Genomic DNA, 13,837 nt, shown 5'->3' with positions numbered 1-13,837 from the left:
TAACTTAATTCATTTTTGGCATTGATTGACGAATATCTAATGAACTTTCGCTTTTTTTTGGTACTTAGCCTTACCCCTACGATAGTTTTCGCTCAGCAAGCTTCTGAACCTGAAGCGGCTTCAGCACATCCAAAGACAGACGAGTCACAATGTCTGATCCTTCCTCCATCTGCACCAAGAAAAAGCCAAGCAACAATGGGGTTGAATAACAATCACATTTGGATTGAATCAGATCAATCGGATGCACAAATGGGGAAAGAGGCACATTTTTCAGGAGGAGTGACCTTTAGGCAAGGTCCTCGGCATATTTACGCCGATGAAGCCACCGTTAATAGTGAGTCCCAGCAGCTATCGGCTAAAGGCAATCTGACCTTTGAGGATCCGTTAGTCACAATTACTGCGGATTCCATTGAAGGCCAGATGAAAAATAACAGTGCCACTCTGAAAGGCGCGCAATATTGGCTCAAAGGGCAGCAAGTTCACGGTGATGCCAAGCAACTTGAGATTACCCCAGAGAACAACCTGATCTTAAATGGCAGTAGTTTTACAACCTGTCCACCAGAGAGTCAGTCTTGGGTGTTAGAAGCCAATAAAATTAAGATAGACAGTAAGGAAGAATGGGGAGAAGTTTGGGGGGCAAAACTGAAAATCGGTGATGTTCCGGTGATGTATGTTCCTTATATGACCATTCCAGTGTCTGATAAACGAAAGTCTGGTTTATTGTTCCCAAAATTCAGTACCAGTACCATCAATGGTGTGGAGTTAGAAGTACCCATTTATTGGAACATAGCGCCTGAATACGATTTAACTTTTACCCCCGACTATATGTCAAATCGTGGTTTATTAAGTAAGGTTGAATTTCGCTACTTGGTGCCAGATGAGCAAAACAATAACCAAAACGGTAAGCTTAATCTTGAGTACTTGCCGAGTGATGACCACCTGCAAGGTAATCCTAATCGTTATCTATATCACTGGGAGCACCAAGGTCGAATCAATGAAAACCTACGTGTATTAACCAACTTTACAGATGTATCAGATAACAACTACTTCACTGATTTTAACTCTGATGTTCAACAAGCGACTGATAACCAGTTGGTTAGAGTAGGTGAATTAAATTATTTAAGTAATGATTGGGATTTAGGCTTAAAAGTACAAGACATTAAAGTGCTCGGGCTATCTGAAAAGCCTTATCAAGTGATGCCTCAGCTCAGCTTTGATTATCGTTTCCCTGAATTAAGTAACAACCTAAATTTTGATATTTATTCAGAAGTAACTAATTTTGCTCATGATGAAGACACGCACAACTCCGCGACTCGTTTACATATTGAGCCAAGATTGCTGTTACCACTATATGGCCCGGCTGGATCTTTCACGACAGAATTGAAGCTTTATCAAACCAATTACTGGCAACGCAATGGCTTGAAAAGTTTAGGGTTGGAGAAAAGCGTAAGTCGTACTATTCCATCTATTCGTTTGCACGGGCAGGTTAATTTAGAGCGTCAAACCCAGTTATTTGACCAAAATTATCGTCAAACCTTTGAACCGCAAATTCAGTATCTCTATGTCGGTTATCAAGATCAATCCAACATTGCTTTGTACGATACAGCTCAATTACAAGAAGACTATTACGGCCTATTTAGAGATCGTCGTTTTTCTGGGCTGGATCGTATTGCCGATGCTAACCAAGTTACCTTGGGTTTAACCTCTCGATTGTTCGATGAAAGTAATCGTGAAAAACTGAAATTTAGTTTTGGACAAATTTTTTACTTACGAAACAGCAGAGTAGGTTTATCCAATAATGAGCTTACTAACCAGCCATCTTCATCGGTGCTGGCCGCGGAATTAGATGCCCATGTTTACAATGATTGGTATGTCAGTTCAGAAGTTCAATATGACACCAAACTCAATGAAACTCGTAAATATGAAACTACATTAGATTTTCGTCCAGAAGCCAATAAGCTGTTTCAGTTAAGTTACCGTTTTGTGCCTGATTTAGTAAATAATAATGCTAATACTGGTAACAAAGTGGACATCGCTCAAGCAGGAACACGTATTGCCTGGCCTATTAAGAAGAACTTATATTTTGTCGGTGATTGGTATTACGACTTTAAACGTAAACGTTCGATTGAGAGTTATGCTGGTTTCCAATATGAATCATGCTGTTGGGTAGCGCGTTTGAGCTATCACTATCGGATCAGAACCAACTTTAATGATAATATTGCGACGACTCCAATCGATCGGGAGCAGTTTGAGAGTGGTATTTATCTTAATTTCATGATTAAAGGGTTGGGGGGCTCAGGTAACCTTGGCATCTCAGATATGTTGAAAGACAGCATCTTTAATTACAGAAAACCCATTTATTTAACAGATTAATGTGCTAGATTGCTGAACCTCTGTCAAAAGACGTAGTCAAAGCGAACAGTGAAAAAATAATTAATAATCAGCCAAGGATTTTGTGGATGAGATTTTGTAAACAAGTGATTTTTGCCGTATGTGCGATATTGTTAAGCCAATCGGTGATGGCAGTGCCACAGCCGTTGGATCGAGTTGCAGTACAAGTAAATGATGGCATTATCTTGGAAAGTGAAGTTCAAGATATGATGCACACAGTTAAAGAAAATGCTAAGGCAAACAATCAGACTTTACCCTCTAATAAAGCACTAAAAACACAGGTTATTGAAAGACTTATTCTTACTCGTTTGCAGTTACAAATGGCTGAGCGTATTGGTTTGCATATTGGTGATCTGCAATTGGATCAAACCATTAGCAATATCGCGAAAGACCAAGGTGTTACCGTTGAGCAAATGCGAAAGAAGATTGAAGGATCGGGAACCAGTTTTGCTCAGTATCGTGAGCAATTACGTCAAGAAATGACCATCGGTGAAATCCAGCGTATTCAAGTTCAACGCCGCATTCAAGTATCACCACAAGAAATCACTAACCTTGTAAATTTAATTAAAGAGCAAGGTAATAAAAACGTTGAGTACCAAATTGGTCACATTCTTATCGAAGTACCTAGCAACCCTACTAGCCAACAACTCGATGCAGCAAGTAAACGTGCACAAACGGTACTAAAGCGTCTGAAAGATGGAGCCGATTTTAAGAGCACGGCAATCGCTGCTTCATCAGGTCCTAAAGCGCTTGAAGGTGGTATTTGGGATTACATGAACATTAATGCAATGCCTACTTTATTTTCTGAAGTCGTAAATGGTGCCAAAAAAGGCGATATTCTTGGCCCTATTAAGAGTGGGTCGGGTTTCCATATCATTAGAATTATGGATGTTCGTGGTCAGCAAGTTAATGAAATTAAAGAAGTAAAAGCGCGTCATATTCTGTTGAAACCATCACCAATTTTATCTGAAGAGCGAGCTAAATCATTATTGACTGATCTTTTAAAGCAAATTCGTGATGGCAAACAAAAGTTTGCTGATGTAGCCCGTAAGTATTCTGAAGATCCTGGTTCAGCAGCTAAGGGTGGTGAGTTAGGTTGGGCACAACCAAGTATTTATGTTCCAGAATTTGCTAAAACGCTTGAAAACTTGAAAATTGGGCAGATCAGCGAACCATTTAGAACCAGCCACGGTTGGCATATTGCTCAATTGGAGGAGCGTAGAACGGTTGATGCTACGGATAAGTTTAATACTAACCGTGCACATCAGTTGATCTTCCGTCGAAAATTTAATGAAGAGTTACAAAACTGGCTTGATGAAATGCGTTCAGAGGCTTACATCGAAGTGTTTGACGATAAAAAATAAGGAACACCTTTGACAACTAAACGAATCGCCATCACGCCGGGAGAGCCGGCGGGGATAGGCCCTGATTTAGTAGTACAACTTGCTCAGCAGTCTTGGGATGCTGAGCTTGTTGTTTGTGCAGATCCCAATTTGTTGATGACTAGAGCCAAACAACTCGGCTTGCCGCTAAAGTTAAAGCCATACCAGCCGACGTTAGAGGCGCGATCACAAGAGGCTGGAACGTTAACCATAGTGCCTTTTTCATTAGAAGCAGAAGTGGTTTGCGGCGAGCTTAATGAAAAAAATAGTAACTATGTGGTTGATACTTTAACTTACGCTGGTGAAAACAACATGAATGGTTTGTTTGATGCTGTAGTTACTGGCCCAGTCCATAAAGGGATCATCAATCAAGCTGGAATTCCTTTTAGTGGTCACACAGAATATTTTGCTAATCAAGCAGGTTGCCGTGATGTCGTTATGATGTTGTCGGCTCCAGAGTTGCAAGTTGCATTAGTAACAACTCACATACCATTGGCTTATGTATCTAAAGCCATTACTCCTGAGCGATTAACTAATATTACCCGAATTTTGCATAAAGATTTGACTGAAAAATTTGCCATAAAAACGCCCAAAATTTATGTATGTGGATTAAATCCACATGCCGGTGAGGATGGACACCTTGGTCGAGAAGAAATCGACATCATCATACCAACACTAGAAAAGCTTAGAGCTGAATTAGATGCGGAGCTTGTTGGCCCATTACCAGCAGATACCTTATTTCAGTCAAAATACTTAGCTGATGCTGATGCTGTTTTAGCGATGTATCATGATCAAGGGCTTCCTGTGTTAAAATCCCTTGGGTTTGGTAAATCAGTAAATATTACATTGGGCTTGCCTTATATCCGTACATCAGTGGATCATGGCACGGCACTCGAATTGGCAGGGACTGGTGAAGCCGATATTGGCAGCTTCGTCTGTGCTGTGAATAAAGCTATTGAGCTAGCTAATACACAGTAATTTTTAAATTCTTTAACCCTTTTATCATTTCAGCTTTTAGCAATACCTTAGCTTGTCTGAAATGGTAAAGTAGGTAAACACACAGTGTCATTTTTTGTTTGTGACTTACTGTGACAGTAAGCGTCTTTTTTTAGGATGAGCATGAGTAGTAAAGTTCACTTAGGCCACACGGCCAGAAAACGGTTCGGACAAAACTTTTTGACCGATACCAATATTATTGATCGTATTGTTTCCGCCATTTCACCAGACAATGAACATGTTATGGTAGAAATTGGTCCAGGCTTAGGTGCGTTAACAGAGCCTGTAGCCGAAGACGTAGATAAGCTTAATGTAGTTGAACTTGATAAAGATCTGGTTGAACGATTACAGCAACATCCATTTTTAAAAGATAAATTAGAAATTTATCAAGGTGATGCGCTTAAGTTTGATTTTGAGCAACTCGCTCAGCCAAATAAAAAAATGAAAGTGTTTGGTAACTTACCTTACAATATTTCAACGCCGCTAATGTTTCATTTATTTGAGTTTTCTTCACTCATTGAAACCATGCACTTTATGTTGCAAAAAGAGGTGGTATTAAGACTTTCCGCAAGCCCAGGAACGAAAGCATACGGTCGCTTAACCGTAATGGCTCAATACTATTGTCAGGTTGTGCCAGTGCTAGAAGTACCCCCTGGTTGTTTTGCTCCACCACCAAAAGTTGATTCAGCGGTTGTGCGTTTATTACCATACGAAAATAAACCATATCCTTGTGATGATGTTGAAGTATTGCGTAAGCTGACGACTCAAGCTTTTGGAATGCGTCGTAAAACATTACGCAATAACCTTAAAGGTACGCTGAACGATGATGATTTTGCTAAATTGGGCGTTGATGCCAGTTTAAGAGCTGAACAGATTTCAGTCGAGCAGTATGTCAACATGGCGAACTACCTCATAAGAAAATAGTGAAGCGGGATAGAAAATGTCGGTGCCAGAGTCTCCAATTCGTGTTGAAGTGACCACAGAATATATTGATGAACAGTCTTCTCCAGATGAAGATAAATATGTGTTTTCCTATACGATTACCATTATCAATCTTGGTGATAAAAAGGCTACGTTGAAAGATCGGCATTGGATTATCACCGATGGAAATGGTGAAAAAACAGAAGTACAAGGTGATGGTGTAGTTGGTGAAACACCGACTATTCCCCCTAACAGTGCGTATCAATATACCAGTGGCACCTTGCTCGATACTCCACTAGGCTTTATGGAAGGCTTCTATGGGATGGTGACCGAGGACAATAAGGACTTCAGAGCACCAATCCCGATGTTTAGGCTAGCAGCACCTGGAGCCCTCCATTAATTGCGGAAAATAGCGTGGCAAATTACTTCGTCGGCGATCTACAAGGATGTTATTACGAACTGCGCTGCCTTTTAGATAAGGTGGCCTTTGACCCTTCTCAAGATACTCTATGGTGCGTTGGTGATTTAGTGGCACGAGGACCAGACTCTCTCGCCACTCTTGAATATCTATATCAACTCGGAGATAGTGTTAAAACCGTTTTGGGAAACCATGACTTACACCTGATGGCATTAGCAGCAGGTATCAAAAAACGGAATCCTAAAGACAAGCTAGATCTTCTGCTAGATTCACCACAGTTGCCTAAATATATTGACTGGCTAAGACAGCAACCATTAATGCGGTATTTGCCGAAACACCAACTTATTATGACTCATGCGGGTGTACCTCCTCAATGGAATCTCGACACGCTCATTGTTCAAACAAACAAGGTGTCCCAAGCTCTAAAGCAAGAAGATTATATACCTGAGCTGATTGCAAAAATGTACCATGATAAGCAAGCCTATTGGCATGATGAGCTTAGTGAGTTTGAAAAACTGCGTTATACCATTGATGCACTGACTCGTATGCGGTTTTTACATAACGATGGCAGTTTAAACTTTAGTTGTAAGCAACCACCAGAATTGAGTGATGACCCCTCTCTTAAACCATGGTTTAAATGGGACAGCGAAATTAAAGAAACAAATCGCCTCATTTTTGGTCATTGGGCAGCATTAATGGGAGAAACCAATGATCCAAACGTGATCGCTTTGGATACAGGATGCGTTTGGGGAGGGCAAATGACGTTATGGCACTTAGAAACGTGTGAAAAAATTACCCAAAAAAGGTTAAAGAAAGTTTAAAATAGGCCGACAAAAATATTATAAAAACCCTAGCGTCATAGGGAAAAAATATAAGAGTCGGAGTACCCATGAAAATTTCTGTAGCCAATCGCGTAGTTGGTGGATTCACTTTGGTGACCGTAATGCTGATTGTGCTCGGCATCATGTCTCACACTACAAATCAAACTTCTAAAGAAAGTACACTTACCATGCAGCAGCTCAGCTTGCCTGCATTAAAAGCGACGAATCAACTCTCTGGCTTACTGACAGAGCAGCAGAAATTTTCATTGATGGCGTTTCACGCATCATCTTCTTCGCAGTTACCAGAGATTCAAAATAATTTTGATGAAAATCATAAAGACTTTAATGGCAACATTGCTAATCTTGTGGCTTTAATGCAAAAACAAGCCCAATTTGGTGGCGTATTAAATAAGACACAGGCTGAGTATAAACATTATCAACAAGTTAGTAAGACGCTGTTAGCGAGTAAATTACGAGTATTACAATTAACTGAATCAGCGAATCGTCAAGCACAGGATATTGAAACAGCGGTTGAAGATACAGGCTCAGTTTTGCTCGATTTAATCGATTATCAAGAGAGTGACGATAAAATGCTGCAAGGTATAGCGAGTACAGCATCTTTACTTGATCCGGTACTCAATAACTTAGTTTCTCAAGTACAAGAATTACTCTCATCGGTAAATGAACAGCAATTCAACATTGTTGAAAAAGAACTGAACTATGCCATTAAAGAAATTATTGAAAAAAAACAATTCTTAGCTCAGCAATTAGATAACAACTTGCTGGGAGACACGCTCGAAGAAACGGATAGTGGACTCTCACAAATCTTATCCTTACTTCAAGGTAATGATTCAATTATTAAAAATAAGCAGAGTCAATTACGAACCGAGTTAAAAGTGAATGACTCATTTTCGGCAATGAATAGCAAGGCAAGAATGCTCAAGACAGCATTAGAACAGCTCAACAACAATATTGAAGCATTCAGTAATGATATTAATGCTATGGCCATTGAGAGTATTGATAATGCTAGCTTCCGCTCTTTGGTTGTGGAAATATTTGCAATTCTACTTGCGATTGTTGTGAGTTTCGCAGTGGTTCGTCCATTAAAGTCGTCTTTAGATGAAGTCAACAATGCCCTGAATATTCTGGCATCTGGCGACTTAACTCATAAGCTTGATGATAGTGGAAACGATGAATTTGCTAAGTTGGCTGCCAACTGTAACCGTCTTGTCGATAGTTTAAGAAGTGTTATCACTGGTATTTTAGACCGCTCGACTCAGCTTGCAGCAGCAGCGGAAGAAACTTCTGCGATTACCTCTCAAACCACTTCGGGCATTAAAGAGCAAAAAGACAAAGTTAATTTAGCTGCAACCGCAACAACGGAGCTAAACTCTAGCGCTCAACAAGTGGCTGCAAGTGCAGATTTAGCGCTTGAACAAATCAAACTTGCTGATGATGAAGCTCATAACATTCGTGAAATAGCATCAGAAAACAAACGTATTATTTTAGAACTTGCTGACGAAGTGACAACGGCAGGGCAGGTGATAAACAAAGTACACTCTGATAGTGAATCAATAGGGTCGATTTTGGATGTTATTCGTGGCATCGCAGAGCAAACAAATTTACTTGCATTAAATGCGGCTATTGAGGCAGCAAGAGCTGGAGAACAAGGCCGTGGCTTTGCTGTCGTCGCCGATGAAGTCCGTAGCTTGGCCTCTCGAACTCAAGAGTCTACCAGTGAAATTCAGCACATGATTGAAATGCTACAGCAAGGAACTGAAGAAGCGGTACAAGTTATGGAGCTAGGTCGTACTCAAGCACAGTCTTGCGTAGAGAAAACTGAGCAAGCCAACGTTGCTCTAGAAGCAATTAGCCAATCTGTTCACAAAGCTTTTGATTCTGGGTCACAAATTTCAGATGCTGCGAAAGAGCAGAATTTAGTGAGTAAAGAGGTATCACAAAAGTTAGAAGATATTTCGACTATCTCAGAGGAAACAGCGTTAGGTGCGGATCAAACCGCTGAGTCTAGCCATCAAGTGGCTAAACTTGCGGAGGAACTGCAAGTTTCGGTTGGTGAGTTTAGAGTTTAAAAAGCGATTCAATTAGAGCTAATAAAAAGCACATTCCAATTTATGGTATGTGCTTTTTTCTATCAATAACATTCAGTTATAGTTCAGATGATTCATATAGAATGAACAGTGTCTAAAAATATAAAGGTTTGGTATGTCTACTGTTCAAGATATTGGTTCACTGAACCCTGTTGAAGCTTTTGCGGCTAATTCAATCGGAAATATATGCTTATATTCTACAGGGGCTTTAATCGCTTTTGGTCCCTATGGCGTTATAGCGGCTTCAATTCTTTCACCTGTAGTAACCAGTATTGAAGCTTTTTTACTGTCAGATGAAACTCAAAATGACACATACGCTTCAAGAGGATTCAGAACGATATTGAACCCAACTAAATGGGTTTTTAAGATGGTTACGGATAAAAACAGCTAAGTTGGAATACCGGTTACATATATCCAAGGCTTTACTTATTGAGTAGCAAATATAGAGCACTCTGATTTCAATTCTGTGAATTTTCCTTTTAAAGGATTTAGTTACAGTACAGATGAATATACTGCAATTAATTCAGTCACTTAAAAATAGGAACAAAATGTTTACTAGACCGACTGGTTTACCATCATGTCATACTGACAAATCAATAAAATCGACCATATCAAATCACTTGATTGGTAATTTTTTGCTTCATAGCGGTGTTGGGTACTCCGTAGGTGGTCCTGCTGCAGCTACTGCATGCGCTACACTATCTCCTATTGGCACTATTATCGAAGAATATTTTATGGGTGAGACTAATGAAAATGAGGATTATGTCTATCAGTGTTTGAGAGTGATGCTAAATCCATCAAAGTGGGTTGTGAAAGGTCATGAATTAGGATTATCTAAAGAAAAATGAAAAGATGGAACTTAGCAACTCCATCTTTTCATCAAATAATGTTATAGACCAAGCTTGCCTTTTAAAACCGCGCTAATAGGACTTGCTGAATGGCCATTGGCATTTGCCCAGTCCCAAACTTTACTTTCAGCTAGTGCTTTTTTCGAAACACGCTTAACAATATATTCACCGGTTTTATTAGCGCCTGACTTATAAGCGGTTTGAAGCAAGTTGTCACCGTTACACTTTAGGTCAGTATAAATGTTGCGTAAGGTGAGGCGGCCTTCTTTTAGCTTTTTACGGAGACGGCTTTTGTCGTCCGCTTTTACATAGCTACAAACACTCACAAAAAGTTGTTCATTAGCTTGAGTTGTAGGGGTTACAAGGGACGCTGCAATCAGAGCAACACCCGCGATTGTTAATACGCGCATCTGATAATCCTTAATTGTATAAATTAGGTTATTATTTTAATGCGCTTAATTTAACATTTTTTTACTAAGTTGATAAAGCTATATTCCAACCCATCGGAGCTGATCCCTGACTCTTTTGTAACTTCTTGCCAACTGCCATCATCCCATTCTGGAAAATACGTATCTCCTTCAACATCGATATTAATTTCAGTGAGAAAGAGCTTGTCCGCTTGTGGGAGAAGCTGTTGGTAAAGTTGGCCACCTCCAATTACAAATAGCTGTTCAACGTCACCCGCGGCACGCTTAGCTTCGTCAAAAGTAGCAACCACAGTTACGCCATCAATTTCTAGATTAGCTTGTCTGGAAATTACAATATTGTCACGACCCGGAAGAGGGCGACCAATGGATTCGTAGGTTTTTCTTCCCATGACAATGGGATAACTCATTGTTGTAGCTTTGAAGTGCTTTAAGTCTTCAGGCAAGTGCCATGGCATTAGATTGTCTTTTCCGATCACTCGATTTATGGTCATTGCCGCTATTATAGAAATTTGCATGAATTCGTCCTGAATCGTTATCGTAGGCGACTATTTTAGCTGTCTGAATAAAGAGTTGCTATATCTGATAAATAGTTAAGCTTGGTTAATATTATTTTCCATTTATAAGCTGTAATTGCAATTGATAAAAGAAACTGCGGAATTTCAACTTTCAAATTTAGCTCAACCTATTTCTTTGCTGTTGATAAAAATTAATGAGATGTAACAAAGCAGTTCATCTTTGTAGGAGTACGATAATACTTTCGCATTTGAGGCTATGTTTATGAGCAGTGAAATTCAACCGTTAATAAATAGTACGACGTCGGTTGATTACAATCTTGACTTAAGAAGTGTAAAACCGAAAAACATTAAAAAAAGTGATTGGAAAGATTTCCTTGATACTAAAAATACTGAACTTAAGGTTAAACTATCTGATAATACCGTTAAAGTGTATAAGATGACCTTAGAAGCCAGACATGAAGTATTCTGTAAATTTATCCCATATGTCTCGGTTATTGCTACCTTTCATCAACTTGAATCTACAGTTTCACAATTACAAAATGAAAGTCAATTTGAATTTGAATTTGAACTTTCTAAAAGTTTAACTTGTACATTAGACAGAAACTCAATGCTTAGAAAAGACATTATCGAGTCTAAGCATGCAGCCTTTAAAGATATTGAGAGCTTACCAAAAGAGCCCTTTACCTTATCAGATTGTCAAAAAAAGAAAGTTATCGCCGGTGGAGTTGCTTGTGGTGTTCTTGGGTGTTTAGCACTGCCTCTAGTGATTGCACTTGGCTGCGTGTGCTATTGTTTAAGCGATCATGATTATCAGCCAGAAGTGGATCGGGTGACTGATTGTCTTTGCAAAGATTAAATTAAGAGCAAAATTCAGTGATGAAAGAGCACTCGTGATGAACGGTGCTCTTTATTTTTAAACGTTACCGTTCGTAGACCACTTCTACATCATAGTCGTCTTCATCAAAGTCATCATCGAAGTCATCATCGTAATCTTTATTGAAATCAGTATCAGTGGCTTGGTGATAGTTATCCCACTTAAACTCAACTTCTTTCTCAGGATCGGCTGCTTCTTCCTCATCAGGTAAGCTTTGAATAAAGTCTAGAAGCTTAATGCTAAGTTCTTGCGTACCTTCACGGTTGTAAGCTGAGATAGTATGTACTTCGTCTTTCCAATCAAGCGCATCAGTGACACGTTTAATTTGTTCTTCAAGCTCTTCTTCAAGTAGTAAATCAGTTTTATTGATCACTAACCAACGTGGCTTAGAAGCAAGCTTTGGAGAATACTTCTCAAGTTCTTCCAAAATGGAGGTTGCAGCTTCAACCGGATCGCTTTCATCAATCGGCGCAATGTCGATGATGTGCAGAAGTACACGACAACGCTCTAAGTGTTTTAAGAAGCGGATACCTAGGCCTGCACCATCAGCTGCACCTTCGATCAAACCTGGAATATCAGCGATCACAAAGCTCTGCCCCGATCGTGGGTTTACTACACCGAGGTTTGGTACCAAAGTCGTAAATGGGTAATCAGCAACTTTTGGCGTCGCGCGAGAAACTGAGCGAATAAAGGTAGATTTACCGGCATTGGGTAAGCCTAAAAGACCCACATCTGCAAGTAACATCAGTTCTAGCTTAAGGCTTCGAACTTCACCTGGTGTACCCAAACTCTTCTGACGTGGTGCACGGTTAGTACTGCTTTTAAATCGAGTATTTCCTAAGCCGTGGAAACCACCTTTAGCGACTAACATTTTCTGACCATGCTTGGTCAGATCACCTAAAACTTCTTCGGTTTCTTCATCAACCGCGCGAGTACCAACAGGTACTTTTAGGATCAAATCGTCACCGCCACGTCCAGTACAATCGCGACCACGACCATTCTCACCACGCTCTGCACGGTGGAAACGCTCAAAGCGGAAATCAATCAGGGTATTGTAGTTTTCATCTGCCAGCAGATATACGCTACCACCGTCACCGCCGTCGCCACCATCTGGGCCACCGTCAGGAACGTACTTCTCACGTCTGAAGCTGACACAACCACTGCCACCATCACCCGCTTCAACTCGAATGACTGCTTCGTCGACAAATTTCATCTTTACAATACCTCATTGGATTTATTCTTGCTCTTAGCAATGCGGGGAATTATACCTTTAACCCACGACTAAAGCATAGAAAAACAAAAACCCCGCCAGAGGCAGGGCTTTACTTGTTCACTTCGAAGTTTAAATTAAGCTTCGATGCTTACAAATTTACGGTTCTTAGGACCTTTAACTTCGAACTTCACTTTACCGTCAGATAGAGCGAATAGAGTGTGGTCACGACCAACACCTACGTTGTCACCAGCGTGGAATTTAGTACCACGTTGACGAACGATGATGTTACCAGCTAATACTGATTCACCACCGAAACGCTTAACACCAAGACGTTTACTTTCTGAATCGCGACCGTTACGGGTAGAACCGCCAGCTTTCTTATGTGCCATGAGTTAGACTCCCCTTATTAAGCGTTGATAGCAGTAATTTTAACTTCAGTGAACCACTGACGGTGGCCCATTTGCTTTTCGTGGTGCTTACGACGCTTGAACTTAACAATGCGTACTTTCTCACCGCGACCGTGGCTAACTACTTCAGCAACCACTTTGCCACCTTCAACTAAAGGTGCGCCAACTTTAACGTCGTCACCGTTAGCAACTAAAAGAACTTGATCAAATTCAATAGTTTCACCAGTGGCAACTTCTAATTTTTCTAAACGTACTACGTGACCTTCAGCAACGCGATGTTGCTTGCCGCCACTTTGAAAAACAGCGTACATAGCTATTTTACTCCGAGATCTTTAACACACCGCGTAAGATTTAAACTCTAGACACCAATGTGCTACAAAAATTTTTAATGACAATGGGCGCGGATTCTACGCTAAGAATAGAGTGCTGGCAAGTACAAAATGAGAAACAAATACTAAATTTAATCAAAAGGTCGGATTAGGTATCAAAAGCTGTTTTACTTGGCAATTTTAGGT

15 protein-coding genes are annotated in these 13,837 nt (G+C 40.2%); 10 read left to right on the top strand and 5 right to left on the bottom strand.

Going from position 1 to position 13,837, the window contains the following annotated elements; genetic code table 11:
• Window positions 1-39 precede the first annotated feature (39 nt).
• The 9 genes from lptD to AC1EU0_RS01310 all read left to right on the top strand — a co-directional run bounded on the left by lptD (window position 40) and on the right by AC1EU0_RS01310 (window position 9,885).
• Complete coding sequence (lptD, locus tag AC1EU0_RS01350; protein ID WP_480300084.1) at window positions 40-2,373, top strand: LPS assembly protein LptD; 2,334 nt, start codon at window positions 40-42, stop codon at window positions 2,371-2,373.
• Between the two features lie 86 nt (window positions 2,374-2,459).
• Window positions 2,460-3,755, top strand: a complete 1,296-nt coding sequence (gene surA, locus AC1EU0_RS01345; protein WP_480300083.1) for a peptidylprolyl isomerase SurA — start codon at window positions 2,460-2,462, stop codon at window positions 3,753-3,755.
• Window positions 3,756-3,764: 9 nt separating this feature from the next.
• The gene (gene pdxA / locus AC1EU0_RS01340; protein ID WP_480300082.1) at window positions 3,765-4,751 is read left to right on the top strand and encodes a 4-hydroxythreonine-4-phosphate dehydrogenase PdxA; all 987 of its coding nucleotides are present in this window, start codon (window positions 3,765-3,767) and stop codon (window positions 4,749-4,751) included.
• 141 nt (window positions 4,752-4,892) lie between these two features.
• A complete protein-coding gene (gene rsmA / locus AC1EU0_RS01335; RefSeq protein ID WP_480300081.1) occupies window positions 4,893-5,693 on the top strand; it encodes a 16S rRNA (adenine(1518)-N(6)/adenine(1519)-N(6))-dimethyltransferase RsmA in 801 nt (266 codons plus the stop codon).
• 16 nt (window positions 5,694-5,709) lie between these two features.
• Window positions 5,710-6,090, top strand: a complete 381-nt coding sequence (gene apaG, locus AC1EU0_RS01330; protein WP_480300080.1) for a Co2+/Mg2+ efflux protein ApaG — start codon at window positions 5,710-5,712, stop codon at window positions 6,088-6,090.
• Window positions 6,091-6,104: 14 nt separating this feature from the next.
• Complete coding sequence (locus tag AC1EU0_RS01325) at window positions 6,105-6,929, top strand: symmetrical bis(5'-nucleosyl)-tetraphosphatase (RefSeq protein WP_480300079.1); 825 nt, start codon at window positions 6,105-6,107, stop codon at window positions 6,927-6,929.
• Window positions 6,930-6,997: 68 nt separating this feature from the next.
• Window positions 6,998-9,019 (top strand): methyl-accepting chemotaxis protein, encoded by a 2,022-nt coding sequence (locus tag AC1EU0_RS01320; RefSeq protein WP_480300078.1) that lies wholly within the window; start codon window positions 6,998-7,000, stop codon window positions 9,017-9,019.
• A gap of 133 nt (window positions 9,020-9,152) precedes the next feature.
• Complete coding sequence (locus tag AC1EU0_RS01315) at window positions 9,153-9,428, top strand: hypothetical protein (RefSeq protein WP_480300077.1); 276 nt, start codon at window positions 9,153-9,155, stop codon at window positions 9,426-9,428.
• Between the two features lie 157 nt (window positions 9,429-9,585).
• Window positions 9,586-9,885, top strand: a complete 300-nt coding sequence (locus AC1EU0_RS01310) for a hypothetical protein (protein ID WP_480300076.1) — start codon at window positions 9,586-9,588, stop codon at window positions 9,883-9,885.
• Window positions 9,886-9,926: 41 nt separating this feature from the next.
• Here AC1EU0_RS01310 and AC1EU0_RS01305 read toward each other — a convergent pair whose 3' ends face one another.
• Window positions 9,927-10,295, bottom strand: a complete 369-nt coding sequence (locus tag AC1EU0_RS01305; RefSeq protein ID WP_480300075.1) for a DUF3718 domain-containing protein — start codon at window positions 10,293-10,295, stop codon at window positions 9,927-9,929.
• 50 nt (window positions 10,296-10,345) lie between these two features.
• The gene (folA, locus tag AC1EU0_RS01300) at window positions 10,346-10,828 is read right to left on the bottom strand and encodes a type 3 dihydrofolate reductase (RefSeq protein ID WP_480300074.1); all 483 of its coding nucleotides are present in this window, start codon (window positions 10,826-10,828) and stop codon (window positions 10,346-10,348) included.
• Window positions 10,829-11,090: 262 nt separating this feature from the next.
• Between folA and AC1EU0_RS01295 the strand changes: the two genes are divergently transcribed.
• A complete protein-coding gene (locus AC1EU0_RS01295) occupies window positions 11,091-11,684 on the top strand; it encodes a hypothetical protein (RefSeq protein WP_480300073.1) in 594 nt (197 codons plus the stop codon).
• A gap of 64 nt (window positions 11,685-11,748) precedes the next feature.
• Here the strand turns inward: AC1EU0_RS01295 and cgtA are convergent, their stop codons facing one another.
• The 3 genes from cgtA to rplU all read right to left on the bottom strand — a co-directional run bounded on the left by cgtA (window position 11,749) and on the right by rplU (window position 13,633).
• Complete coding sequence (gene cgtA / locus AC1EU0_RS01290) at window positions 11,749-12,915, bottom strand: Obg family GTPase CgtA (protein WP_480300072.1); 1,167 nt, start codon at window positions 12,913-12,915, stop codon at window positions 11,749-11,751.
• A gap of 134 nt (window positions 12,916-13,049) precedes the next feature.
• Complete coding sequence (rpmA, locus tag AC1EU0_RS01285) at window positions 13,050-13,304, bottom strand: 50S ribosomal protein L27 (RefSeq protein WP_133405847.1); 255 nt, start codon at window positions 13,302-13,304, stop codon at window positions 13,050-13,052.
• A 17-nt stretch (window positions 13,305-13,321) separates the two neighbouring features.
• Window positions 13,322-13,633 carry a 50S ribosomal protein L21 gene (rplU, locus tag AC1EU0_RS01280; RefSeq protein ID WP_121840250.1) on the bottom strand — a complete coding sequence of 104 codons (312 nt, stop codon included), beginning with the start codon at window positions 13,631-13,633 and terminating at the stop codon, window positions 13,322-13,324.
• Between the last annotated feature and the right edge of the window lie 204 nt (window positions 13,634-13,837).

It is taken from the genome of Parashewanella sp. 2210YD4-3 (assembly GCF_056591735.1).
The sequence above is the reverse complement of the archived record's forward strand: the minus strand, read 5'-3'. Positions and strand labels throughout refer to the sequence as shown.